This window comes from Burkholderia sp. M6-3 (genome assembly GCF_050858985.1).
Taxonomy (GTDB): domain Bacteria; phylum Pseudomonadota; class Gammaproteobacteria; order Burkholderiales; family Burkholderiaceae; genus Paraburkholderia; species Paraburkholderia caledonica.
In genome coordinates this window covers 3,451,937-3,476,641 of sequence record NZ_CP110090.1, presented here as the reverse complement: position 1 = coordinate 3,476,641, position 24,705 = coordinate 3,451,937, and the positions used below count along the sequence as shown (strand labels likewise).

Sequence of the window (24,705 nt, the reverse complement as noted above, 5' to 3'; positions counted from 1 at the left end):
GCCAGGCTGCGGCGCTTATGTAAGAGGTCAGAGCCGTTCAATTACGAGCGCGATGCCCTGGCCGACGCCGATGCACATAGTGCAGAGCGCAAAGCGGCCGTTGCTGCGTTCCAACTGATGCAGCGCGGTCGTGACAAGGCGTGCGCCCGATGCCCCGAGCGGATGGCCGAGCGCAATTGCTCCGCCGTTGGGATTGACGCGCGGGTCGCCGTCGCTCAGACCGAGCATGCGCAGAACTGCGAGGCCTTGCGATGCGAACGCCTCGTTCAACTCGATCACGTCCAACTGATCGAGCGTCATGCCGAGTTGCCTGAGCAGCTTTTGCGTGGCAGGTGCCGGCCCAATGCCCATAATGCGCGGCTCGACGCCCGCCGTTGCCATGCCCACCACACGTGCGCGGCGGCGCAGGCCATATTGGTCGGCCGCCTGTTCACTGGCGATGAGGAGTGCGCAAGCGCCGTCGTTCACTCCCGACGCATTGCCTGCGGTTACAGTGCCGTCGGGGCGGACGACGCCCTTGAGCCTGGCCAGGCTTTCGAGCGATGTTTCCCGCGGATGTTCGTCGAGCGTCACACGAATCGCATCGCCCTTTTTCTGCGCGATTTCCACGCCGACGATCTCCTGTGCGAGCGTACCGTCGCGTTGCGCGCGGGCAGCCTTCTGCTGGCTGGCCAACGCGAACGCGTCCTGATCGGCGCGGCTGATTCCAAACTGCTCAGCCACGTTCTCCGCGGTCTCAGGCATTGAATCGACGCCGTACTGGCGCTTCATTAGCGGATTGACGAAACGCCAGCCAATAGTCGTGTCGTGGATTTCCGCTTGCCGCGCGAATGCGCTCGCCGCCTTGCCCATGACGAACGGCGCGCGAGTCATACTTTCGACTCCGCCGGCGATCATCAACTGCGCTTCACCTGCCTTGATCGCGCGCGCGGCTGTTCCGACGGCGTCCATGCCAGAGCCGCACAGCCGGTTTATCGTCGCGCCGGGCGCGTCTGCCGGCAGTCCCGCGAGCAACGCCGACATGCGAGCGACGTTGCGGTTGTCTTCGCCGGCCTGATTGGCGCAGCCGTAGATCACGTCGTCGACGGCACGCCAGTCCACGCCAGGATTACGCTCGATCAATGCCTTGATCGGCACGGCGCCGAGGTCGTCGGCCCGGACATCTTTCAGGGCGCCGCCGTAGCGGCCGATGGGAGTGCGAATCGCGTCGCAGATATAGGCGTCGTTCATAAGGTTCCTGCTGGGAAGACCGGCGGGCGGGCCGATCCGATGTCTCATGTTAGTTGGCGCGCACGGCGTGGTCCATTCGGCCAAACGGCATAGGACAAGCCGTGCGTTTGTCTTATGACGTTCAGCCAGCTATCGCTGGCGCGGCTTTCGGTTCAACATGAACGCGGCTCTGAATTACACGGAAGCGATTCGCGACGAAGGCCGCATCGGCGAGCGCGGCATTTGCAGCCGGATTCGCACCGGTGCCATGAAAGTCAGAGAAAGCTGCCGACTGATTGACGAACACACCGCCCGTCAAATTGATTGATAGCGCAACGCCGCCGCGAATCGACGCCTCGTGTGCCTGGTCGAGCACGGCTTCGTCGGTGCTGTAGACGGACAGGGTGAGTGCGCCGTGCTCGGCTGCGATGGTGCTGGCGAGATCGAGGGAGTGAGCGGTCGAGTCGGTGGCGATAACGAACGATATCGGGCCGAACCATTCCTTGGTGAACTGCTCACCGTCGGTTGCGGCGTCGAGCTGTAGCACGAGCGGCGTGCGCACGCGGGCACCGGCGAAAGCCGGGTGCGCGAGCGCCCGGCTTTCGACCAGCACGCGACCGAGCCTCGCGGCTTCGTCAATCCGCTGGGCGACGCCTTCGTTCTGGATAGCGCCCAGCAGTTCCACGGCGCGGGCCGGGTCGGCAACCAGTTTCTGCACGGCGCCGGCAATGGCCTGAGTGACTTCGTCGAAGCTGAGCGTGCCGTCCGCAGTCCGGATGCCGCCGCGCGGCACGTAGATGTTTTGCGGCGCGGTGCACATCTGGCCGGAATAGAGCGCGAGCGAGAAGGCAATGTTGCGAGCGACGGCTTTGATGTCATCGGCCGAATCGATCACGATCTGATTCACGCCGGCTTTCTCGGTGTAGACCTGCGCCTGATGCGCATTGCGTTCGAGCCACGTGCCGTTTTGCGTGCTGCCGGTGAAATCGATCAGTTTGATCTCCGGGCGCACGGCGAGGCTCTGGACGATCGCGCCGTCGTTCGGTTCAGTTGCTAGTAGCGTGACGACGTTTGGATCGAAACCGGCCTCACGTAGAACGTCCCGCGCAATTCGCACGGTCACGGCGAGCGGCAGAATTGCGCCGGGATGTGGTTTGACGATCACGGCGTTGCCGGTTGCGAGGTCGGCGAACAGCCCCGGATAGCCGTTCCACGTCGGGAACGTGCAGCAGCCGAGAACGAGCGCGGTGCCTCGCGGTACGATCGTGTAGCGCTTGTGCATGGCGAGAGGCGGGTTCTTGCCTTGCGGTTTTTCCCAGTGGGCGTCGGCGGGGATGCGGCGCAATTGGTCCCACGCGTATACGACGGCTTCGAGCGCCCGGTCCTGCGCGTGCGGGCCCCCAGCCTGGAAGGCCATCATGAAGGCCTGACCGGTTGTGTGCATCACGCTATAGCCGATCTCGAAGCTGGCTCGATTCAAGCGGGCGAGAATCTCGAGCGATACGCCGATCCAGGCTTGGGGGCCTGCAGCGCGCCAGTCGCGTTGCGCGTCCGCAGCGGCCGCCAGCAGGGCGTCGGGATCCGATTTAGGGTATCGAATGCCGAGCGGAAATCCGAACGGTGATACTTCAGCGCCAACGGTTTCTCCGGTCGACGGTTGGCCCAACTCGAACGTTGCGTTCAGATGCGCTTTGAACGCGGCTTCGCCGTCCGCGTTGGCTGTTTCCCCGTACACTTTCGGGCTGGGCATTTCAACGAAAGGGCTCCAGTAACCGCGCGTTTCGACCGCGGCGAGCGCCTTTTGCAGCGTGTCTTCATGCTTGGTGAATAACGGATGTGTCATGGCAGAGGGCTTGGTGTACGTTGGGAAAAGCCTGTCTAATAATTGACCGACCGGTTGGTTGGGGAATGTTAGCATTATTAAGATGGCTGCGCGAAGCGTTTTCGCGGTCGATTAACCACTAGGAGGCGGCATGGTTTACGAGAATATTCTGGTCGAAACGCGCGGGCGGGTCGGCCTCGTCACGTTGAATCGTCCTAAAGCACTGAACGCTTTGAATGATGCTTTGATGGACGAGCTCGGAGCGGCACTGCGCGAGTTCGATGCGGACGACGCGATTGGCGCGATCGTGTTGACCGGCAGCGAAAAGGCGTTTGCGGCCGGCGCCGACATCGGAATGATGTCGACATACTCCTATATGGACGTCTACAAGGGCGACTACATCACGCGTAACTGGGAGACGGTTCGCTCCATTCGTAAGCCGATCATTGCAGCGGTGGCGGGATTTGCACTGGGCGGCGGCTGCGAATTGGCGATGATGTGCGACATGATCTTCGCCGCGGACACGGCGAAGTTCGGCCAGCCGGAAATCAAATTAGGGATCATGCCGGGGGCTGGCGGCACGCAGCGCCTGCCGCGCGCGGTTTCGAAGGCTAAGGCAATGGACCTGTGTCTGACGGCGCGTTTTATGGACGCCGCTGAAGCAGAGCGCGCCGGGCTGGTATCGCGCGTGATTCCCGCTGCGTCTTTGATTGACGAGTCGATCGCGGCCGCCGCAACTATCGCCGAGTTTCCGCTGCCGGCAGTCATGATGGTGAAGGAGTCGGTCAATCGTGCATACGAAACGACGCTTGCCGAAGGTGTGCATTTCGAGCGTCGCCTCTTCCATTCGCTCTTTGCCACGGAAGATCAAAAAGAGGGGATGGCGGCGTTCGTGGAGAAGCGCAAACCGGTTTTCAAGCACCGTTAATACGCTTGTCAAAATAACGCTTGCAAGGTGCTGGCCGGCTCGCTAGAATCTCGCTCTTTCGTGCTCCGGACGCCGGGGCACGGGAAGCGGGAAAGCCAGTAGTGGCAAGGCTTCGAGCGGTGGCAGCGGGTTCAGGCAGTAACAGAAACCTGTTGACGGCGCAGCCGGAGTTCTTCATAATCTCGTTTCTCTGCTGCAGATGCAGCGACGCAGAACGAAGCGGTGCCGGGTAGGTGTGGTAAGGCAGCGCGGCGTGAGGCGAACCGATCTTTAAAAACTAACAGCCGATAAGTGTGGGCGCTTGATGCGCGACGCGGGTGGATCTTCGGATTCACATAAAGCGAAAGTATCAAGTCTCACACAGTAATGAAAGGAAGGTTTGGTCATCGAGAGATGGTTGAACACTTCGTCAGTACGTTGAGTGAGCGACCGGTTGGTAAAACAACCGAAAACAGTAACAGGTTTGAACTGAAGAGTTTGATCCTGGCTCAGATTGAACGCTGGCGGCATGCCTTACACATGCAAGTCGAACGGCAGCACGGGGGCAACCCTGGTGGCGAGTGGCGAACGGGTGAGTAATACATCGGAACGTGTCCTGTAGTGGGGGATAGCCCGGCGAAAGCCGGATTAATACCGCATACGCTCTGCGGAGGAAAGCGGGGGATCCTTCGGGACCTCGCGCTACAGGGGCGGCCGATGGCAGATTAGCTAGTTGGTGGGGTAAAGGCCTACCAAGGCGACGATCTGTAGCTGGTCTGAGAGGACGACCAGCCACACTGGGACTGAGACACGGCCCAGACTCCTACGGGAGGCAGCAGTGGGGAATTTTGGACAATGGGCGCAAGCCTGATCCAGCAATGCCGCGTGTGTGAAGAAGGCCTTCGGGTTGTAAAGCACTTTTGTCCGGAAAGAAAACCTCGTGGTTAATACCCGTGGGGGATGACGGTACCGGAAGAATAAGCACCGGCTAACTACGTGCCAGCAGCCGCGGTAATACGTAGGGTGCAAGCGTTAATCGGAATTACTGGGCGTAAAGCGTGCGCAGGCGGTTCGCTAAGACAGATGTGAAATCCCCGGGCTTAACCTGGGAACTGCATTTGTGACTGGCGGGCTAGAGTATGGCAGAGGGGGGTAGAATTCCACGTGTAGCAGTGAAATGCGTAGAGATGTGGAGGAATACCGATGGCGAAGGCAGCCCCCTGGGCCAATACTGACGCTCATGCACGAAAGCGTGGGGAGCAAACAGGATTAGATACCCTGGTAGTCCACGCCCTAAACGATGTCAACTAGTTGTCGGGTCTTCATTGACTTGGTAACGTAGCTAACGCGTGAAGTTGACCGCCTGGGGAGTACGGTCGCAAGATTAAAACTCAAAGGAATTGACGGGGACCCGCACAAGCGGTGGATGATGTGGATTAATTCGATGCAACGCGAAAAACCTTACCTACCCTTGACATGTATGGAACCCTGCTGAGAGGTGGGGGTGCCCGAAAGGGAGCCATAACACAGGTGCTGCATGGCTGTCGTCAGCTCGTGTCGTGAGATGTTGGGTTAAGTCCCGCAACGAGCGCAACCCTTGTCCCTAGTTGCTACGCAAGAGCACTCCAGGGAGACTGCCGGTGACAAACCGGAGGAAGGTGGGGATGACGTCAAGTCCTCATGGCCCTTATGGGTAGGGCTTCACACGTCATACAATGGTCGGAACAGAGGGTCGCCAACCCGCGAGGGGGAGCCAATCCCAGAAAACCGATCGTAGTCCGGATCGCACTCTGCAACTCGAGTGCGTGAAGCTGGAATCGCTAGTAATCGCGGATCAGCATGCCGCGGTGAATACGTTCCCGGGTCTTGTACACACCGCCCGTCACACCATGGGAGTGGGTTTCACCAGAAGTAGGTAGCCTAACCGCAAGGAGGGCGCTTACCACGGTGGGATTCATGACTGGGGTGAAGTCGTAACAAGGTAGCCGTATCGGAAGGTGCGGCTGGATCACCTCCTTTCTCGAGCTAGACGTGTCAAACGTTGAGCGCTCACGCTTATCGGCTGTAGTAGTAAAGAAACGCAGACAGACTCAGGGGTCTGTAGCTCAGTCGGTTAGAGCACCGTCTTGATAAGGCGGGGGTCGATGGTTCGAATCCATCCAGACCCACCACTGTCTTGTCTGGTGCGCTGGGCGTCTGAATACCTCTGGGGTCACTGTATGACTGGGGGATTAGCTCAGCTGGGAGAGCACCTGCTTTGCAAGCAGGGGGTCGTCGGTTCGATCCCGTCATCCTCCACCAATCCTCAATGCGTAGGGTTCTGTGTCAGGTACACAGAGCGTTGTGCATTGGCGATTGAGCCAGTCAGTAAGGATACGCGGTTACAGCAATCGCGCTATCGGCTGAACGTTCTTTAACAATCAGGAAGAAGTAGTAAAGAGATTCACGAAAGTGTACTTAGAGATGGGTACATGAGTAGGTGAATCAGGGTTGTGATTGTATCGATGTATTTTTAAGTGATCGAAAGATTGCTTTGGAATACGGCGCAACACGAATACTCAACCTGTAACGATTGTGAATCGACAGAGACACACCCGTTATAGGGTCAAGCGAACAAGTGCATGTGGTGGATGCCTTGGCGATCACAGGCGATGAAGGACGCGGTAGCCTGCGAAAAGCTACGGGGAGCTGGCAAACGAGCTTTGATCCGTAGATGTCCGAATGGGGAAACCCACTCCGTATGGAGTATCCATGACTGAATCCATAGGTCATGTGAAGCGAACGCGGTGAACTGAAACATCTAAGTAACCGCAGGAAAAGAAATCAACCGAGATTCCCAGAGTAGTGGCGAGCGAAATGGGAGCAGCCTGTACTCTTTATCTTCATTGTTAGTCGAAGGCTCTGGAAAGTGCCGCCATAGCAGGTGATAGCCCTGTAGACGAAAACAGCGAGGAAGAACTAGGTGTACGACAAGTAGGGCGGGACACGTGAAATCCTGTCTGAAGATGGGGGGACCATCCTCCAAGGCTAAATACTCGTGATCGACCGATAGTGAACCAGTACCGTGAGGGAAAGGCGAAAAGAACCCCGGGAGGGGAGTGAAACAGATCCTGAAACCGCATGCATACAAACAGTCGGAGCCTCGTAAGGGGTGACGGCGTACCTTTTGTATAATGGGTCAGCGACTTACATTCAGTGGCAAGCTTAACCGATTAGGGCAGGCGTAGCGAAAGCGAGTCCGAACAGGGCGTTCAGTCGCTGGGTGTAGACCCGAAACCAGGTGATCTATCCATGGCCAGGATGAAGGTGCGGTAACACGTACTGGAGGTCCGAACCCACTAACGTTGAAAAGTTAGGGGATGAGCTGTGGATAGGGGTGAAAGGCTAAACAAACCTGGAAATAGCTGGTTCTCTCCGAAAACTATTTAGGTAGTGCCTCGTGTATCACCTTCGGGGGTAGAGCACTGTCATGGTTGTGGGGTCCATTGCGGATTACTACGCCATAGCAAACTCCGAATACCGAAGAGTGCAATCACGGGAGACAGACATCGGGTGCTAACGTCCGGTGTCAAGAGGGAAACAACCCAGACCGCCAGCTAAGGTCCCCAAATATGGCTAAGTGGGAAACGAAGTGGGAAGGCTAAAACAGTCAGGAGGTTGGCTTAGAAGCAGCCATCCTTTAAAGAAAGCGTAATAGCTCACTGATCGAGTCGTCCTGCGCGGAAGATGTAACGGGGCTAAGCCATATACCGAAGCTGCGGATGCACATTTATGTGCATGGTAGGAGAGCGTTCCGTAAGCCTGCGAAGGTGCACTGGAAAGTGTGCTGGAGGTATCGGAAGTGCGAATGCTGACATGAGTAGCGATAAAGGGGGTGAAAGGCCCCCTCGCCGTAAGCCCAAGGTTTCCTACGCAACGTTCATCGGCGTAGGGTGAGTCGGCCCCTAAGGCGAGGCAGAAATGCGTAGCTGATGGGAAGCAGGTTAATATTCCTGCACCATTGTTGAATGCGATGGGGGGACGGATCGCGGAAGGTTGTCCGGGTGTTGGAAGTCCCGGTCCTTGCATTGGAGAAGGCGCTTTGGCAAATCCGGGCGCGTAATTCAAGGGTGTGAGGCCAGTCACTTCGGTGACGAAGCAATCGGAAGTGGTTCCAGGAAAAGCCTCTAAGCTTCAGTTCAACAAGACCGTACCGCAAACCGACACAGGTGGGCGAGATGAGTATTCTAAGGCGCTTGAGAGAACTCGGGAGAAGGAACTCGGCAAATTGGTACCGTAACTTCGGGATAAGGTACGCCCCTGTAGCTTGACTGGCCTGCGCCAGGAGGGTGAAGGGGTTGCAATAAACTGGTGGCTGCGACTGTTTAATAAAAACACAGCACTCTGCAAACACGAAAGTGGACGTATAGGGTGTGACGCCTGCCCGGTGCCGGAAGATTAAATGATGGGGTGCAAGCTCCTGATTGAAGTCCCGGTAAACGGCGGCCGTAACTATAACGGTCCTAAGGTAGCGAAATTCCTTGTCGGGTAAGTTCCGACCTGCACGAATGGCGTAACGATGGCCACACTGTCTCCTCCCGAGACTCAGCGAAGTTGAAGTGTTTGTGATGATGCAATCTCCCCGCGGCTAGACGGAAAGACCCCATGAACCTTTACTGTAGCTTTGCATTGGACTTTGAACCGGTCTGTGTAGGATAGGTGGGAGGCTGTGAAGCGTGGACGCCAGTCTGCGTGGAGCCATCCTTGAAATACCACCCTGATCTGTTTGAGGTTCTAACCTTGGTCCGTAATCCGGATCGGGGACAGTGCATGGTAGGCAGTTTGACTGGGGCGGTCTCCTCCCAAAGTGTAACGGAGGAGTACGAAGGTACGCTAGGTACGGTCGGAAATCGTGCTGATAGTGCAATGGCATAAGCGTGCTTAACTGCGAGACCGACAAGTCGAGCAGGTGCGAAAGCAGGTCATAGTGATCCGGTGGTTCTGTATGGAAGGGCCATCGCTCAACGGATAAAAGGTACTCTGGGGATAACAGGCTGATACCGCCCAAGAGTTCATATCGACGGCGGTGTTTGGCACCTCGATGTCGGCTCATCTCATCCTGGGGCTGTAGCCGGTCCCAAGGGTATGGCTGTTCGCCATTTAAAGAGGTACGTGAGCTGGGTTTAAAACGTCGTGAGACAGTTTGGTCCCTATCTGCCGTGGGCGCTGGATATTTGAAGGGGGCTGCTCCTAGTACGAGAGGACCGGAGTGGACGAACCTCTGGTGTACCGGTTGTCACGCCAGTGGCATCGCCGGGTAGCTATGTTCGGAAGAGATAACCGCTGAAAGCATCTAAGCGGGAAACTCGCCTTAAGATGAGATATCCCCGGGGCTTCGAGCCCCTTGAAGGGTCGTTCAAGACCAGGACGTTGATAGGTCAGGTGTGTAAGCGCAGTAATGTGCTCAGCTAACTGATACTAATTGCCCGTAAGGCTTGATCCTATAACAGGTGTGTCTCGGCAGCCGTTAGTGCTTCAGCACTTATGGATGCCCCACCCTGCGCCACGCGCAGGGTCTTATGCAGACCACACACGGTTGAGAGATCGATGTTGTGCCCGATACAGCACAACCCCGCATCGCCTGGTGAGCATCACCAGAAACTACTTCTTCCCGATTGGCTGTATTGCCCCAAAGGCAGTACGGCAACCCGTCAAAGCCTGATGACCATAGCGAGTCGGTCCCACCCCTTCCCATCCCGAACAGGACCGTGAAACGACTCCACGCCGATGATAGTGCGGATTGCCCGTGTGAAAGTAGGTAATCGTCAGGCTCCCCAGCAGCACCAGAAACCCCACCCCAGCAAAGGTGGGGTTTCTGCGTTTACGCGGCGAAAAAACGCGACGCTAAGACAGCGAGGCCACCTTGCAGCCTCACTGCCTGCCGATCCGCAGCGCGTTCGCATAACCCGTCAGCTCCAGATAAGCCCGCCCGAGATCCGCACCGTCGCGGCTCACGCGCGCACCGCGCCTTCCCGGTACACCGCGCCGGTAGACTGCCGCGAGTCCAGTTCCTGGTCGTCCATCAGCGGATCAACCAGCACGTCAGCGCGACGTGCCATCTGAACTTCATCGATCCGTCGTATCGCTCCCCGCCAGAAAGCGCTGTGCAAGTCGCACCCAATACGTCGAGCCGATAGGAAGCAGTTCATCGTTGAAGTCGTAACTGGCGTTGTGCAGCATGCACGGGCCCGCACCGTGGCCCGCATCGCGGTGGCCCCCGTCGCCGTTACCAAGAAACGCGTAACACCCTCGCTTCGCCAGCAGCATGAACGAAAAGTCCTCGGCACCCATCGTGGGTTCCACGGAATCGTCGACGTTCTCTGCACCGACGATCTCCTTCATTACGGCCGCCGCGAAGCGGGCTTCTTCGCCGCTGTTGATCGTTGGTGGGTAGTTCCGGTGAAAGTGCACCTCGGCCGAGCAATCATAGGCCTCCGCCGTGCTTTTTACGATCTTGCGCATGCGCGCTTCGATCAAGTCGAGCGTTTCTGTCGTGAACGTGCGCACTGTGCCCGCGAGCCAAGCATCGTTAGGAACGACGTTGACCGCATCGCCGGCGTGAATCTGGGTGATTGAGAGCACCGCCGTATCAAGCGGCTTCTTGTTTCGCGTGATGATGCTCTGCAATCCGTTAGCGATCTGCACGGCGGTAAATACCGGGTCACGACCATTGTGCGGTAGCGCTGCGTGCGAGCCGACGCCTTTGATCTCGATACGAAACTCATTGCTGGAGGCCATAATCGGCCCTTCAGTCACGCCAAATTTGCCGGCAGGCATGCCCGGCCAGTTGTGAATGCCGAACACTGCGTCGACCGGGAATTTCTCGAATAATCCATCGTCGATCATCGCTTGGGCACCGGCGCCGCCTTCTTCGGCAGGCTGGAAAATGAATACGATGGTGCCGTCGAAGTCACCGTGTTTCGCAAGATGTCGCGCCGCGCCGAGCAGCATTGCTGTATGGCCGTCGTGGCCGCACGCATGCATTTTCCCGTCGTTTTTCGATTTGTGTTCGAAGCTGTTCAGTTCCTGGATTGGCAGCGCATCCATGTCGGCGCGCAGACCGACAGAACGTGTACTGTTTCCGCGTTTGAGGACGCCAACTACGCCTGTCTTTCCCAATCCACGGTGAGTTTCTATGCCCCACGACTCAAGCGTTCTGGCGACGAGATCAGCGGTCGCAGTCTCTTCGTAACGCAGTTCGGGGTGAGCGTGGATCGTTCGTCGAAGACTCTGTATTTCTCCGTGAGCAGCTTGAATTTCGGGGATCAGTTTCATAATAGAGTGTCGATGCGCTTTAGCTTTTGACTTGCAAGGAATCGCTCGGGCGAGTTGCGCCCGGACGCAGTGCTAACGATTCTACGCCGAAGCCTTTTTGGCGGCAGCATGCAGGCAAGCGCCGACGGACGTAATAAAATCCGGCGTTACGCCGTACTTCCCGTCCCCTGAATGGTTACCCCATGAACGCTCCGACTGAATTCGCTCGCGCAGTTTGCCCACACGACTGCCCCGACACCTGCGCGATGCGTGTAACAGTTGAGGCTGGTCGGGCGGTCAAAGTGGTCGGTGACCCGGACCACCCGCCAACCCAAGGCGCGTTGTGCACCAAAGTCAGTCGATATGCAGAGAGAGTTCACCATCCGCACCGTCTGACAACGCCGATGAGGCGCATTGGCCGCAAGGGCGAAGGGCGTTTCGAAGCCATCAGCTGGAGCGAGGCGTTTGAACTTGGCGCGAAGCATCTGTCGGAGATAGCGCAGCGCGCGCCGGAGGCGATCCTGCCATACAGCTACGCCGGCACCATGGGCCTGATTCAAGGCGACAGCATCGCTCAACGTTTCTTCCATAAGCTCGGCGCATCGCAGCTGGATCGGACGATCTGCGCAGCGGCTGGCGCGGCGGGCTTGAAATACACGTACGGCGCGGGCATCGGCATGCTCACGGAGTTTTTCGACGAAAGCGAGGTCATCCTGATCTGGGGCTCGAATCCGATCACGTCGAACCTGCACTTCTGGACACGTGCGCAGCAGGCCAAGCGCCAGGGCGCCCGACTCATTGCGATCGACCCGTATCGCTCGCTGACCGCCGAGAAGTGCCATCAACACATTGCGCTGAAGCCCGGGACCGACGGCGCACTCGCGCTCGGCATGATGAACGTGCTGATCTCCGAAGATCTGCTCGATCACGCTTACATCGCGGCGCACACACTGGGCTTTGATGAGCTGAAAGCGCGGGCGCTCGGGTATCCGCCGTCCCGCGTCGCCGAGATTTGCGGCATCGACGAGCAGGTTATCGTCGACTTGGCGCGACTTTACGGCAGCACGAAAAAGGCTGCGATTCGCCTGAACTATGGTCTGCAAAGAGTGCGCGGCGGCGGTAATGCCGTGCGCGCCATTGCGTGCTTGCCGTCGCTGACCGGCGCGTGGCGCGAGCGGGCAGGCGGCGCCTTGTTGTCGTCGTCAGGGTGGGCGCCGGTCGACTCGCATGCATTGCAGCGTCCCGACCTGATGCCAGGCTGGCCGACCAAGCCCAGCCGCGTAATCAATATGAACGCAATCGGCGACGCGTTGCTGCATCCGGGCGACGCGGCATTCGGTCCGAAGATCGAGGCGATCGTCGTCTATAACTCGAATCCTGTTGCCGTTGCACCTGATTCTGAACGCGTCGCTGCAGGGTTCGCACGCGAAGATTTGTTCACGATCGTACTTGAGCACTTCCAGACCGACACCGCCGACTATGCGGATCTGCTCCTCCCGGCCACCACGCAACTGGAGCATCTCGACGTGCACAAATCGTACGGCCACACGCACGTCATGGTGAACGTGCCTGCAATTCCTCCTGTCGGCGACGCGCGTCCCAATACTGAAATCTTTCGCGGCCTGGCGCGTCAGATGGGGCTGGATGAGCCGTCGCTGTTCGAAAGCGACGAAACCGTTGCGCGCAGCGCTTTGCGTTGGCAAGACAAGACGCTTGAAGGCGTCGATTGGGAATCGCTCAAACGGGTCGGTTGGGCAAAGCTGAACCTCCCCGACGCGCCTTTTGCCGAAGGCGGCTTTCGCACGCCCTCGGGCAAGTGCGAGTTCTACAGTGAACAGCTCGCGCAGCAGGGGCTCGATCCGCTTCCGGACTACGTGCCGCCGTATGAATCTGCGGAGTCGGCGCCCGAACTCGCCGCTCGCTACCCGCTTGCGATGATCTCGCCGCCCGCGCGCAACTTCCTGAACAGCACCTTCGTCAACGTTGAAAGCCTGCGGTCTACCGAAGGTGAGCCACATCTCGACATTCACCCGTCAGACGCCGGATCGCGGAATATTGTCGACGGTGACCAGGTGCGTATCTTCAACGACCGCGGCTCAATGCAGGCGCGCGCCCGTGTCACCGACCGGGCGCGTCAAGGCCTCGTGGTCGGCCTGTCGATCTGGTGGAAGAAACTGGCGCCCGATGGCCGCAACGCAAATCAGGTTACGAGCCAGGCGCTGACCGATCTCGGTGGATCGGCGACCTTCTACGACTGCCTGGTCCAGGTCGAGCGCGTCTGACGAATTTCTTCCATCCAGCCACGCCGCGCCGCGGAAGCCTCAGAACGTTCGAGGCAGCAGTCTAACCACGCCGTCACTCGCCATTACCGCAGGGGTCCCCATGCTACGATGCGTTTTTAGCACGACCATTCGAAAATAAAGAAGGAGACGCTGCATGGATAAAATCTGGCTGAAATCTTACCCGCCCGGCGTTCCCGCAGAGATCGACCCAACCCGCTATTCGTCCGTCGCGGAACTGCTCGAAGAGGCGTTTCGCGAGCACCGCGACAAGCCCGCGTTTGTCTGCATGGGAAAAGAGATCAGCTACGGCGAGCTGGACGCGCTTTCGCGCAAGCTGGCCGCCTGGTTTCAGTCGAAGGGTCTTGCGCGTGGCGCTCGCGTCGCGATCATGATGCCGAACGTGCTCCAGTATCCGGTGGCGATCGCTGCAATCTTGCGCGCGGGTTACGTGGTCGTGAACGTCAATCCGCTTTACACGCCGCGTGAGCTCGAGCATCAGTTGAAGGATAGCGGCGCGGAAGCAATCGTCCTGCTCGAAAACTTCGCGGTGACTTTGCAGGCAGTTGTGCGCAATACCACCGTGAAGCATATCGTGGTCGCGGCAATGGGCGATCTGATGGGCGTCAAAGGCGCGGTTGTGAACTTCGTCGTGCGTCAGGTGAAGAAAATGGTGCCGGCCTGGAGTTTGCCGGGCCACGTCAAATTCAACGCCGCAATCGCGGAAGGCGAACGGCAGACTTTCAAACCCGTTCAACAGGGCCCGGACGACGTCGCATTCCTGCAGTACACCGGCGGCACCACAGGCGTGGCCAAGGGCGCGACACTGCTGCATCGGAATCTTATTGCCAACGTGCTGCAATCGGAAATCTGGCTCAATCCGGTTCGCGCAAATCGTACGGACATCGAGCAGTTCGTCACCGTTGTCGCGCTGCCGCTATATCACGTCTTCGCGCTGACAGTGTGTGGGCTGCTGACCATTCGCACGGGCGGCTTGGGCGTTCTGATCCCGAACCCACGCGATATCCCCGGGATGATCAAGGCTCTGCAAGGCTATGCGATCACGACGATCCCTGCGGTCAACACGCTGTACAACGCGCTGTTGAACAACCCGGACTTCCACAAGCTCGACTTCTCCAAACTGATCGCGGCCAACGGTGGTGGGATGGCGGTTCAGGAAGCCGTCGCGAAACGGTGGTTCGAGAACACGCATACGCCGATTATCGAGGGCTATGGCCTGTCGGAGACGTCGCCGTGTGTGACTTGCAACCCGGTGACGGTAACGGAATATAGCGGCACGATCGGTCTGCCGCTGCCGTCGACCGAAGTCTCGATTCGGGACGACGAAGGCAACGAGGTCCCACTTGGCCAGCCCGGCGAGATTTGCATTCGCGGTCCGCAGGTCATGGCCGGCTATTGGAACCGGCCAGACGAAACGGCCAAGGTCATGACGTCGGACGGCTTCTTCAGATCGGGCGATGTGGGCTTTATGAACGAGCGGGGCTTCGTGAAGATCGTCGACCGCAAGAAAGACATGATTCTGGTTTCGGGCTTCAACGTTTATCCGAACGAGATCGAGGACGTAGTGGCCAGGCTGCCCGGCGTATTCGAGGTGGCTGCGGTCGGCGTGCCCGACCAGCATTCAGGTGAGGCGGTTAAGCTGTTCGTCGTCAGGAAGGATGACGCGCTCACCGACGCGGATATTTTCGCCTACTGCAAGCAGCAGCTGACTGGCTACAAACGGCCAAAGATCGTCGAATTCCGCACCGAGCTACCGAAGAGCAATGTCGGCAAGATCTTGCGGCGCGAGCTACGCGACGGGCGTGCATGAACGTAAGGCACTAATTAAATCCGGGCTCTCAACGAGTTCCGGCTAGCAAGACCAGAAAGCCCGGCAGACGAACAGTCTGCCGGGCTTTTTATTTGCGCTATCGCAAACGCAAAGCCCGCAAGCGTCGCGGCTCGCCGGACCCATAAAAAAAGGCGCCCGAAGGCGCCTTTGAGGCAAAACTGCGTATTTACGACTTATTAGAACTTGTGGCGGATGCCGACGCGAGCCGCGAGTTGGTTCTGGTTCTGCGAGCCCGACAGACCGTTGATGCCAGCCTTGGCCGAAGTCACAGCGCCGGTAGCGGTCAGCGTGTCGCCCAAAGCGTGCTGGTACACGCCCATCACGTAGACGTCGGTACGCTTGGACAGGAAGTAGTCCACGCCCAGTGCGCCTTGGTGGTACTGAGCACGCGATGCACCAGCGATGTCTGCGCCGCGCGTGTAGTCGTATGCCGCGCCGACCAGCAACGCCGGGGTCAACTGATACTTGAAGTTGATTTCCGCGTTGTTGAACGTAGCCGACTGACCCTTGAACGGCGATGCAAACGAAGCGCCCAAGTTGGCGAAGCGGATGTTCGAGTACGTCAGGCCGACCGTTGCCGCGCCGAACGTGTATGCGCCGCCTGCACCGACCACCTGGTACGTGTTAGCCGACGAGAAGCCAGCGTAGACCGGCGACGTCACTGCAAAGTTTGCTGCAGCCGTCGGGGTCGCCGGCGTGTTCGTCGCGATCGTGCCACCGTTGTTGAACAGGCCGCCCGAAGCTGCCGGCGTACGTGCGTTCAAGTAACCGACGCCCAAGACCAGCGGACCGTTGTTGTAGCCAGCGCCCAACGACCAGATCTGGTTCGAAGTAAAGTTGCCCGCAACACCGCCGAAGCTGTACGTGCCGCCGAACTTCAGGCCGGCGTAATCCGCGCTGGTGTATTTGACCGTGTTGTTCGTACGGTATGCGTTGTTGAAGTTGTCGATGTCGCCCGGGTGAGCAGCGATGTAGCCGCCCCACTGGTCGCCGGCTTCCAGCGGACCAACGTAGTCGACGACGGAGTCGTACTGACGACCCAGCGTGACCGTGCCGAACTGGCTCGACAGACCGACGTATGCTTGACGACCGAACATCAGGCCGCCTTGACCCAGCTTGCCGTTGTTCACGTCAAAGCCGTTTTCCAACACGAACAGTGCCTTCAGACCGCCGCCCAGATCTTCCGTGCCGCGCAGGCCGAAACGCGAGCCTTGCATAACACCGCTGGACAGGTTGTACAGGTGCTTGCCACCCGAGTTGGTGTTGATGTTGAAGCCTTCGTCAATGATACCGTACAGGGTCACGCTGCTCTGAGCATGTGCGACGCCTGCGAATGCGCCCAGTGCTGCGAGAGCGAGAAGCGACTTTTTCATCGAATGATCTCCAAGGATTACGAATCTTTTGTACAAGGCGAATATTTATGTAGCGTTGAGGCCTTGCTTGTCCAACTTCGCGAGAAGTTGCACGTAATGTAACAAAACGGCTACATGGCACAAAGAAAAAGGAGGGCGTCTGGAAGGCTCCTGTTTCGTTTACGCAACATGATCTAAAATCGAAATTTTGATGTCTCCGAAGGCCAGATCCGGCCTCGCCGGAGACTGCGTTTTCTTCCGCAAAGGCTTGCTGCACAGGCAGCGCGGAGCGGGGAGCTGGATGTCGAATCAGGGAGTGCCGAATGTTTCTGGACGAGTTGATTACTGAATTTGATCGGGGTTTACGCTCAATGACCGGCGTCTCACGCATGAGCCGTCCGTTGCCGGTTCCGCAAGAATCGACTGCATACGGTGAGGTGCCCGAGCTGTCGCCGGCCGAGCGCGCCCACTCCGCAGGTCTCATGCGCGTGAATCACGTGGGCGAAGTCTGCGCACAGGCGCTCTACCAGGCGCAGAAGCTCGCGACGAGGTCGCCATCGCTGCGGACCGTGTTCGATCGGGCCGCAGTCGAAGAAGAAGATCATCTCGCGTGGACGGCCAGGCGTCTTCAGGCACTCGACTCGCGCCCGAGTCTGCTGAATCCGCTCTGGTATGCGGGCGCGCTCGCCATCGGCCTCGTAGCCGGACGTCTGGGCGACCGCGTCAGTCTCGGCTTCATGGCGGAGACGGAGCGCCAGGTCGAACAGCATCTGGATAGCCACATGGACCGTTTGCCTGCCGCCGACCGTGAGTCGCGTGCTATTGTCGACCAGATGCGGGCCGACGAGGCCGAGCATGGCAAGGCCGCCATGGACGCTGGCGGCATCGAGCTGCCATTCCCAGCGCGCGCGCTGATGCGTGCGATGTCCAAAGTGATGACCCGTACCGCCTACTACATATAAGAGACCGCAGACGTCGGTTTTCTGCCCGAAACCGCCCCGAACTACCGTATGTGGGACGACGCCCAGGGCGTCGTCCTTGCTCGATCCCCTAATCCCCGCCTAACACCTCCCAGCCGCCTGCCGCGATCGCTTACGGTCCGCGCCTTTCCCTCGTACTTTTCACGTATCACCTTCACAAGCCGCAGTAGCTCGTTCATTTATAACGATTTTCCGTTTTATGTCTGACATGAACGAGTCGCGCTAAGTCCTTGTTCTAACAAACAAATTTCGCCGAAAAACCGTCTGTCTCCCTTGACCCCCGTTTAGCGTTCCTCTAAAGTGGGAGACAGTGTGAGAAAGTGTATTTTTGTGTGATCTGACACGCGGTTTCGGGTAGATTTTTACGAATCGGGCAGCCGGCTCAAAAGCGCCGGTCAAGAGGGAGAGCTAAGTGTTCCAAGGGGCGTCGGCGCTGACTCTCGATGCGAAAGGACGGATGTCAATTCCGTCCCGCTATCGGGATGCGCTGCAAACACAGGCAGAGGGCCGGGTGACGATCACCAAGCACCCGGACGGCTGCCTGTTGCTCTTTCCGCGCCCGGAATGGGAAATCTTCCGCGACAAAGTCGACAAGCTGCCCATGAACGCCGCCTGGTGGAAGCGCATTTTTCTCGGTAACGCAATGGACGTGGACATGGACGGCGCGGGCCGTGTGCTCGTGTCGCCGGAGTTGCGCGCCGCCGGCACGCTGGAAAAAGAAGTGACGCTGCTCGGCATGGGCCGCCACTTCGAGCTGTGGGACGCACAAATTTACGCCGCGAAGGAACAGGCGGCGATCGCCGAGGGCATGCCCGAAGCGTTAAAGAATTTCACGTTCTGATCGCGGCATACATATATGGCATCTGCGATGAGAAGCGAATTGCAGCATCGCACGGTGCTGCTGGAAGAAGCGGTCAACGCGCTGGTCACTCGCGCGGACGGCGTTTATGTAGACGGCACGTTTGGGCGTGGCGGTCACAGCCGGCTGGTGCTGGAGAAGCTGAGCGAGTCGGGGCGGTTGATCGCTTTCGACAAAGACCCGCTCGCGATCGCCACGGCGCAGCAGATCGCCGATCCGCGCTTTGGCATCGTGCATGAGAGTTTTGCTTCACTGCGCACCGCGATTGCGGAGCGCGGGATTGAACGGGTGTCGGGTGTTTTGCTGGATCTGGGCGTGTCGTCGCCGCAAGTCGACGACCCGGAGCGGGGTTTCAGTTTCCGCGCCGACGGCCCGCTCGACATGCGGATGGACCCGACGCGCGGCGAGTCTGCTGCTGAATGGCTGGCGCGGGCCACGGTGCAGGAACTGACGGAGGTGATACGAGATTATGGGGAAGAACGGTTTGCTTTTCAGATTGCAAAGGCGCTTGTTGCTCGCCGGGCAGAGTCCGGCCGTCTTGGGCCTCTCGTCAGCACGGGCGAGCTTGCCCAAATCGTGGCTAACGTCGTCAAAACCCGTGAGAAGGGCAAGGATCCGGCAACCCGCACCTTTCAGGCTATACGGATTCACATCAATCAAGAGCTTGCGGAGCTGCAAGTCGTTTTAGAAGCAGCGTTAGCGCTGCTGGAGCAAGGGGGACGGCTGGTGGTCATCAGCTTTCATTCGCTCGAGGACCGGATCGTCAAGCGATTCATGCAGGCGCACGCAAGTACGCCTGCGGTCGATCGTCGCCTGCCGATTCGCGCCGTCGACCTGCCGAGTCCCCCGCTCAAAATCATCGGCCGTGTGTTTGCAAGCGACGCTGAAGTCGCCGCCAACCCGCGCGCCCGTTCTGCCGTGATGCGCGTGGCGGAGCGAATCGCACCATGAATCGTCTCAACATTTTCCTGCTGATGATCGTGATGGGCTGTGCCTTGTCTGTCGTCAACGCAACCAATCAGCAGCGCCAGATCTTCATCCAGTTGCAGCGCGCGCAGTCTCAGGAGCGCCAGCTGCAACAGGACTATTCGCAGCTTCAATACCAGCAGAGCGCGCTGTCGAAAACGTCGCGCATCGAGCAGATCGCTACCGCGTCGCTAAAAATGCAATCGGTCTCGACCGGCCGTACACAATATCTGACGCTCGATCCGGGCTCGGCGAAGGCTGAAGACGCGCCAATTCCGACTTCCGGTCCGGCGTCCGCGCCTGCAACGAGCCGCAGCGGAGGCGTGCGATGAAAAAATCGTCGGCTCGCAAGAGCGTCGCTTTCTCGGCGAATCCGATCCTGTCGGTGCGCTTGCCTATGTGGCGCTCCAAGCTTGTCGTGTTCCTGCTTTTCATGGCGTTCGTCGCGCTGACCGCGCGCGCCTTCTGGATTCAGGGCCCCGGCAACGCGTTCTATCTGAAGCAGGGCGAAATCCGTTATCAGCGCCGGCTGGAATTGCCCGCCACGCGCGGCAAGATTCTCGACCGCAACGGTCTCGTGCTGGCCACGAGCTTGCCGGTGCGCGCCATCTGGGCAATTCCGGAATCGGTGCCGGACGATCTCGGCGCGGAAAAGCTGGGCGCGCTCGGCAAACTGCTCGGCATGACCGATAAGGAATTGCGCAGGAAGCTCTCGGAAGACAAGAACTTCGTGTACGTCAAGCGTCAGGTGCCGGTCGACATCGCCGAGAAGGTAAAGGCGCTGGACATCCCGGGCATTTACGCGCGCGACGAGTACAAGCGTTTCTATCCGGAAGGCGAGATCACCGCTCACCTGATCGGCTTCACCAACGTCGAAGATGAAGGCCAGGAAGGCGTCGAACTCGGCGATCAGAAGCTGCTGGCGGGCATGTCGGGCAGCCGCCGGGTGATCAAGGACCGCATGGGCCACATCATCGAGGACGTGGACGAGCAGGTCGTGCCGCACAACGGCCAGGACGTGGATCTGTCGATCGACAGCAAGATCCAGTACATCGCGTACACGAACCTGAAAGCGGCCGTCGAAAAATTCAAGGCGAAGGCCGGCGCGGCAATGGTGATCGACGTGCGGACCGGCGAAGTGCTGGCGCTCGTCAATTACCCGACCTACAACCCGAACGACCGGTCGCACATGACCGGCGACCAGTTGCGCAATCGCATCCTGACCGACACGTTCGAGCCGGGCTCGATCATGAAACCCTTCACGGTGTCGCTCGCGCTCGATCTGCACCGCGTCACGCCGACTACACTGGTTGATACAGGCGGCGGCCGCTTCGTGCTTGACGGTGCGCCGATTACCGACGACAGCGCGTTCGGTGTCCTGACCGTCGGCGGCGTGATCCAGAAGTCGAGCAACATCGGTGCGACGAAGATTGCGATGCAGCTCAAGCCCGAAGAGATGTGGAATATGTACACGAGCATCGGTCTCGGTCAGGCGCCGAAGGTCGGTTTCCCCGGCGCGGCGGCGGGACGTCTGCGTCCGTGGAAAAGCTGGCGCCGTATCGAGCAGGCGACCATGTCATACGGCTATGGCCTGTCGGTGTCGCTGTTCCAGTTGGGTCGCGCGTATTCGGCCATCGCGCACGACGGTCAGATCATGCCGGTGTCGATTTTCCGCACGCCTGGCGATCAGCCGGCAACGGGTCCGCAGATTTTCTCGCCGACTACCGCCCGCGAAGTGCGCGCGATGCTCGAAACGGTCGTCTCGCCGGGCGGCACGTCGCCGGATGCAGCGGTGCCGGGTTATCGCGTCGGGGGCAAGAGCGGTACGGCGTATAAGCACGGTCCGCATGGTTACGACCACTCGAAATATCGCGCGTCGTTTGTCGGTATGGCGCCCATGCCGAACCCGCGTATCGTCGTCGCGGTATCGGTCGACGAGCCGACCGCAGGTAGCCACTTCGGTGGTCAGGTGTCCGGGCCCGTGTTCTCGGGCATCGTCGGCGATACGCTGCGTTCGCTGAACGTGCCGCCGCAAATGCCGGTCAAGCAAATGGTGGTGTCGGACGATTCCGCATCTCCCGCGCCGTCTGCAACGCCCGCGCCGTCTGCTGCGAAAAAGATCTCGACCAGCGCCGGCGCAAAGAAGATGACGATTTCCGCGAACGCGAAGAGCCATCCGGGAGTCGTTCGATGAGCGCGCTGCGCAACAATCATCCGGCGCATCGGGAGATCGCCGAAGCGCTGGGCTGGCTGCGCGCACGCGTGCAGCCCGGCGCTCATCTGCACGCCGACACGCGTTCGCTCGCCGCCGGCGACGCATTCTTCGCCTACGCAGTGGATGGCGCGGACAACCGTCCGTTCATCGACAGTGCAATTGAACGCGGTGCTGCCGCCGTGCTCGTTCAGGCCGAAGGATTCAACGGCGCGATCGATGCATCTACGACGCTTGCGGTGCCGGCGTTGAACGACCTCGCCGGTTCAATCGCGAGTGCCTGGTACAACGATCCGAGCGACAGCATGCTGACGGTCGGCGTAACGGGCACGAACGGCAAGACTTCGTGCAGTCAGTGGATTTCTGCGGCGCTTACGGCCCTCGGCACACGTTGCGCGATCGTCGGCACGCTTGGCACCGGTTTGCCGGGGCAACTGGTGCACACCGGCTTCACGACACCCGACGCGCCGCAATTGCAGCGCAGTCTTGCGCAATTGCGCGACGCCGGCGCGCGCGCAGTCGCAACGGAAGTGTCGTCGCATGCGCTGCATCAAGGGCGCGTGAACGGCACGGCGTTCGACATCGCCGTGTTCACGAATCTCACGCAGGATCATCTCGACTATCACCGCACTTTCGAAGCGTATGAAGCGGCGAAGGCGCGTCTTTTCGCGTGGCCTGAACTGCGCGCGGCGGTGATCAATCGTGACGATGCGGCCGGCCGCCGTCTGCTTGTCAGCACTCGAGGCCACGCGCGCACCATCGCTTACGGCCTCGACTCCGCGCCGCACGACGCGTCGCAAAGTGCAGGGCAAAGCGAGCCGCAAGCGGACGCGTGGTTGCTCGCGTCGAACGTGCGCGCCACCGCGACCGGCACGGCGTTTCATCTGAACACGTCCGACTGGGGCGAGGCCGACGTCGAAGTACAAACGCTCGGTGCGTTCAACGTGAGCAATCTGCTCGCCGTGCTCGGCGCATTGCTTGCCGCCGACATGCCGTTCGACGCCGCGCTCGCCCAACTGGCGAAGCTCGAATCGGTGAACGGCCGGATGGAACGCCTCGGCGGCCGCTTGCAGAACGACGAGCCGCTCGTCGTGATCGACTACGCGCACACGCCAGACGCGCTTGAAAAAACGCTGGAAGCGCTGCGCCCGATGGCAACCGCGCGCGGCGGCGAACTGATTTGCATGTTCGGCTGCGGCGGCGACCGCGACGCGACCAAGCGTCCGCTGATGGGCGCAATCGCCGAGAAGATCGCGGACGGCGTCGTAGTCACGAGCGACAACCCGCGCAGCGAAGATCCGCAATCGATCATCGAGCAGATCGCGGCGGGAATGAAAGACGCGTCGAAAGCGCGTCGCATCGAAGACCGCGCGAGCGCGATCCTTCAGGCGATCCGCAGCGCCGCGCGAGAAGACGTCATCGTGCTGGCCGGAAAAGGGCACGAAGCAACGCAGGAAATCATGGGCAAGAAGCGCGCTTTCTCCGATCAGGATCACGCCCGTCTCGCGCTCGCCGCGCGGGCGACGCAGGCACGCGGAGGTGGCGAATGAGCGGGCAAGGAAATCCAATGTTCTCGCTGCGTGAAGCCGCGGCGCTGATTCCTGGCGCGACCGTGGTCGGCGACGACAGCGTCACCTTCGAACGCGTGTCGACCGATAGCCGCAGCGCGGGTCCGGGCGATCTCTTCGTCGCGATCAAGGGCGAGCGTTTCGACGCGCACGACTTTCTCGCCGACGTTGCAGCGCGCAACGTGACGGCGGCGCTCGTTTCGCGCGCGCCGCAAGACTGGAGCGTGCCGGCGCTGCGCGTGACCGATACGCGCGTCGGGTTGGGCGCGCTGGCTCGCGGCTGGCGTCGCAAGTTCGGCATGCCGCTCGTCGCCGTGACAGGCAGCAATGGCAAGACCACGGTCAAAGAAATGATCGCGTCGATCTTCGCCGCCGCCGTTGGAGCGGATGCACGGCTCGCGACCGCGGGCAACTTCAACAACGATATCGGCCTGCCGCTCACGCTGTTCCGTCTGAATGTCGCGCATCGGCTGGCCGTGGTCGAGCTCGGCATGAATCATCCTGGCGAAACGTCGTTGCTCGCGAAGATCGCCGAGCCGACGGTTGCGGTCGTGAACAACGCGCAGCGCGAGCATCAGGAATTCATGGCGACCGTCGAAGCGGTCGCGCTCGAGCATGCGAGCGTAATTCATGCACTGAATCCGGACGGCGTCGCCGTGTTCCCTGCGGACGACGCCTTCGCCAGCATCTGGCGCGTGGCCGCGACCGGCAACCGGATCGTCGACTTCGCGCTGAACAGCGACGAACGCGCGACCGAAGCCGCCGTCACCGGCAGGTTCGACGGCAAGCTGCTCAGCGTCGACACACCGCAAGGCCATGTCGAAATCACGCTGCAAGTGCTCGGCAATCACAACGCGCACAACGCACTGGCCGCGACATCGGCCGCTCTGGCCGCGGGCGTTTCGCTCGATGCGATCAAGCGCGGCCTCGAATCGTTCGGCGCGGTGAAAGGCCGCTTGCAGGTCAAGCATGCCGCGCTCGGCACGCTAGCCGGCGCAACGGTGATCGACGACACGTACAACGCGAATCCCGACTCGATGCGCGCCGCGATCGACGTGCTCGCGTCGCACGCTTCGCCGCGTGTGCTCGTCATGGGCGACATGGGCGAAGTCGGCGACAACGGTCCCGAGTTCCACCGCGAGATCGGCGCATACGCGAAGGAACGCGGTATCGACGCGCTGTATGCAATGGGCGACGCCTCGCGCGACGCCTGCACCGCGTATGGCGCTGGCGCGCATCACGTGGCCGACATCGGCACGCTGGTCGCGCAATTGCAGCAGGCCGGCTTCGGCGCCGCTGCAACGCTTCTCGTGAAAGGCTCGCGCTTCATGCAGATGGAGCGCGTGGTGGACGCCGTTACGAGTCCACAACCCAACGCAGCGGGCAGTACGCCCGCCGCACACTGA

Annotated in this window: 14 protein-coding genes, 2 tRNA genes, 3 rRNA genes and 1 pseudogene; 15 read left to right on the top strand and 5 right to left on the bottom strand. The window is 60.0% G+C overall.

Annotated features, from left to right (window positions below; translation table 11 throughout):
• Positions 1–27: 27 nt before the first annotated feature.
• Positions 28–1,230, bottom strand: coding sequence for a thiolase family protein (pcaF, locus tag OH764_RS15125; RefSeq protein WP_498847330.1), 1,203 nt, complete (start codon positions 1,228–1,230; stop codon positions 28–30).
• A gap of 121 nt (positions 1,231–1,351) precedes the next feature.
• On the bottom strand, positions 1,352–3,052 hold the full coding sequence (paaN, locus tag OH764_RS15120) for an aldehyde dehydrogenase family protein (RefSeq protein ID WP_498847329.1): 1,701 nt from the start codon (positions 3,050–3,052) through the stop codon (positions 1,352–1,354).
• 130 nt (positions 3,053–3,182) lie between these two features.
• Here paaN and OH764_RS15115 point away from each other — a divergent pair, with 130 nt between their 5' ends.
• The 6 genes from OH764_RS15115 (at position 3,183) to rrf (ending at position 9,748) form a co-directional block, all read left to right on the top strand.
• The gene (locus OH764_RS15115) at positions 3,183–3,959 is read left to right on the top strand and encodes an enoyl-CoA hydratase (RefSeq protein ID WP_087754929.1); all 777 of its coding nucleotides are present in this window, start codon (positions 3,183–3,185) and stop codon (positions 3,957–3,959) included.
• Between the two features lie 465 nt (positions 3,960–4,424).
• Positions 4,425–5,957, top strand: a 16S ribosomal RNA gene (locus OH764_RS15110).
• Between the two features lie 75 nt (positions 5,958–6,032).
• Positions 6,033–6,109 (top strand) — tRNA-Ile (locus OH764_RS15105).
• 54 nt (positions 6,110–6,163) lie between these two features.
• Positions 6,164–6,239 (top strand) — tRNA-Ala (locus tag OH764_RS15100).
• Positions 6,240–6,541: 302 nt separating this feature from the next.
• Positions 6,542–9,420: ribosomal RNA gene (locus tag OH764_RS15095) — 23S ribosomal RNA — on the top strand.
• Positions 9,421–9,634: 214 nt separating this feature from the next.
• Positions 9,635–9,748, top strand: a 5S ribosomal RNA gene (rrf, locus tag OH764_RS15090).
• Together the 16S, 23S and 5S rRNA genes with 2 tRNA genes alongside form the textbook arrangement of a ribosomal RNA operon.
• A gap of 100 nt (positions 9,749–9,848) precedes the next feature.
• On the opposite strand, the pseudogene OH764_RS15085 reads toward rrf, so the two are convergent.
• A pseudogene (locus OH764_RS15085) lies at positions 9,849–10,012 on the bottom strand (lipocalin family protein); the annotation flags it as partial.
• A gap of 31 nt (positions 10,013–10,043) precedes the next feature.
• Positions 10,044–11,252, bottom strand: coding sequence for a M20 aminoacylase family protein (locus OH764_RS15080; RefSeq protein WP_498847328.1), 1,209 nt, complete (start codon positions 11,250–11,252; stop codon positions 10,044–10,046).
• A 182-nt stretch (positions 11,253–11,434) separates the two neighbouring features.
• On the opposite strand from OH764_RS15080, the gene OH764_RS15075 reads away from it, so the two are divergent.
• Both OH764_RS15075 and OH764_RS15070 read left to right on the top strand, forming a co-directional pair.
• Positions 11,435–13,513 (top strand): molybdopterin-containing oxidoreductase family protein, encoded by a 2,079-nt coding sequence (locus OH764_RS15075; RefSeq protein ID WP_498847327.1) that lies wholly within the window; start codon positions 11,435–11,437, stop codon positions 13,511–13,513.
• A 154-nt stretch (positions 13,514–13,667) separates the two neighbouring features.
• On the top strand, positions 13,668–15,341 hold the full coding sequence (locus tag OH764_RS15070) for a long-chain fatty acid--CoA ligase (protein WP_498847326.1): 1,674 nt from the start codon (positions 13,668–13,670) through the stop codon (positions 15,339–15,341).
• Between the two features lie 197 nt (positions 15,342–15,538).
• Here the strand turns inward: OH764_RS15070 and OH764_RS15065 are convergent, their stop codons facing one another.
• A complete protein-coding gene (locus OH764_RS15065; RefSeq protein ID WP_498847325.1) occupies positions 15,539–16,735 on the bottom strand; it encodes a porin in 1,197 nt (398 codons plus the stop codon).
• A gap of 302 nt (positions 16,736–17,037) precedes the next feature.
• Here OH764_RS15065 and coq7 point away from each other — a divergent pair, with 302 nt between their 5' ends.
• The 7 genes from coq7 to OH764_RS15030 all read left to right on the top strand — a co-directional run bounded on the left by coq7 (position 17,038) and on the right by OH764_RS15030 (position 24,705).
• Positions 17,038–17,676, top strand: coding sequence for a 3-demethoxyubiquinol 3-hydroxylase (gene coq7, locus OH764_RS15060; protein WP_498847324.1), 639 nt, complete (start codon positions 17,038–17,040; stop codon positions 17,674–17,676).
• Between the two features lie 430 nt (positions 17,677–18,106).
• A complete protein-coding gene (gene mraZ, locus OH764_RS15055; RefSeq protein ID WP_027802334.1) occupies positions 18,107–18,535 on the top strand; it encodes a division/cell wall cluster transcriptional repressor MraZ in 429 nt (142 codons plus the stop codon).
• A 15-nt stretch (positions 18,536–18,550) separates the two neighbouring features.
• Positions 18,551–19,504 carry a 16S rRNA (cytosine(1402)-N(4))-methyltransferase gene (gene rsmH, locus OH764_RS15050; RefSeq protein ID WP_498847323.1) on the top strand — a complete coding sequence of 318 codons (954 nt, stop codon included), beginning with the start codon at positions 18,551–18,553 and terminating at the stop codon, positions 19,502–19,504.
• Positions 19,501–19,851, top strand: a complete 351-nt coding sequence (ftsL, locus tag OH764_RS15045) for a cell division protein FtsL (protein ID WP_498847322.1) — start codon at positions 19,501–19,503, stop codon at positions 19,849–19,851. The genes rsmH and ftsL overlap by 4 nt, the downstream gene beginning before the upstream one ends.
• Positions 19,848–21,713 (top strand): peptidoglycan D,D-transpeptidase FtsI family protein, encoded by a 1,866-nt coding sequence (locus OH764_RS15040; protein ID WP_498847321.1) that lies wholly within the window; start codon positions 19,848–19,850, stop codon positions 21,711–21,713. The genes ftsL and OH764_RS15040 overlap by 4 nt, the downstream gene beginning before the upstream one ends.
• Entirely contained in the window at positions 21,710–23,281 is a 1,572-nt protein-coding gene (locus OH764_RS15035; protein WP_498847320.1) for a Mur ligase family protein, read from the top strand. The genes OH764_RS15040 and OH764_RS15035 overlap by 4 nt, the downstream gene beginning before the upstream one ends.
• Positions 23,278–24,705 (top strand): UDP-N-acetylmuramoyl-tripeptide--D-alanyl-D-alanine ligase, encoded by a 1,428-nt coding sequence (locus OH764_RS15030; RefSeq protein WP_498847319.1) that lies wholly within the window; start codon positions 23,278–23,280, stop codon positions 24,703–24,705. Before OH764_RS15035 ends, OH764_RS15030 begins: the two co-directional genes overlap by 4 nt.

Coding starts and splice junctions, on each gene's coding strand:
- pcaF (WP_498847330.1), bottom strand. CDS start 1,230: ATGAACGACGCCTATATCTGCGACGCGATTCGCACTCCCATCGGCCGC.
- paaN (WP_498847329.1), bottom strand. CDS start 3,052: ATGACACATCCGTTATTCACCAAGCATGAAGACACGCTGCAAAAGGCG.
- OH764_RS15115 (WP_087754929.1), top strand. CDS start 3,183: ATGGTTTACGAGAATATTCTGGTCGAAACGCGCGGGCGGGTCGGCCTC.
- OH764_RS15080 (WP_498847328.1), bottom strand. CDS start 11,252: ATGAAACTGATCCCCGAAATTCAAGCTGCTCACGGAGAAATACAGAGT.
- OH764_RS15075 (WP_498847327.1), top strand. CDS start 11,435: ATGAACGCTCCGACTGAATTCGCTCGCGCAGTTTGCCCACACGACTGC.
- OH764_RS15070 (WP_498847326.1), top strand. CDS start 13,668: ATGGATAAAATCTGGCTGAAATCTTACCCGCCCGGCGTTCCCGCAGAG.
- OH764_RS15065 (WP_498847325.1), bottom strand. CDS start 16,735: ATGAAAAAGTCGCTTCTCGCTCTCGCAGCACTGGGCGCATTCGCAGGC.
- coq7 (WP_498847324.1), top strand. CDS start 17,038: ATGTTTCTGGACGAGTTGATTACTGAATTTGATCGGGGTTTACGCTCA.
- rsmH (WP_498847323.1), top strand. CDS start 18,551: ATGGCATCTGCGATGAGAAGCGAATTGCAGCATCGCACGGTGCTGCTG.
- ftsL (WP_498847322.1), top strand. CDS start 19,501: ATGAATCGTCTCAACATTTTCCTGCTGATGATCGTGATGGGCTGTGCC.
- OH764_RS15040 (WP_498847321.1), top strand. CDS start 19,848: ATGAAAAAATCGTCGGCTCGCAAGAGCGTCGCTTTCTCGGCGAATCCG.
- OH764_RS15035 (WP_498847320.1), top strand. CDS start 21,710: ATGAGCGCGCTGCGCAACAATCATCCGGCGCATCGGGAGATCGCCGAA.
- OH764_RS15030 (WP_498847319.1), top strand. CDS start 23,278: ATGAGCGGGCAAGGAAATCCAATGTTCTCGCTGCGTGAAGCCGCGGCG.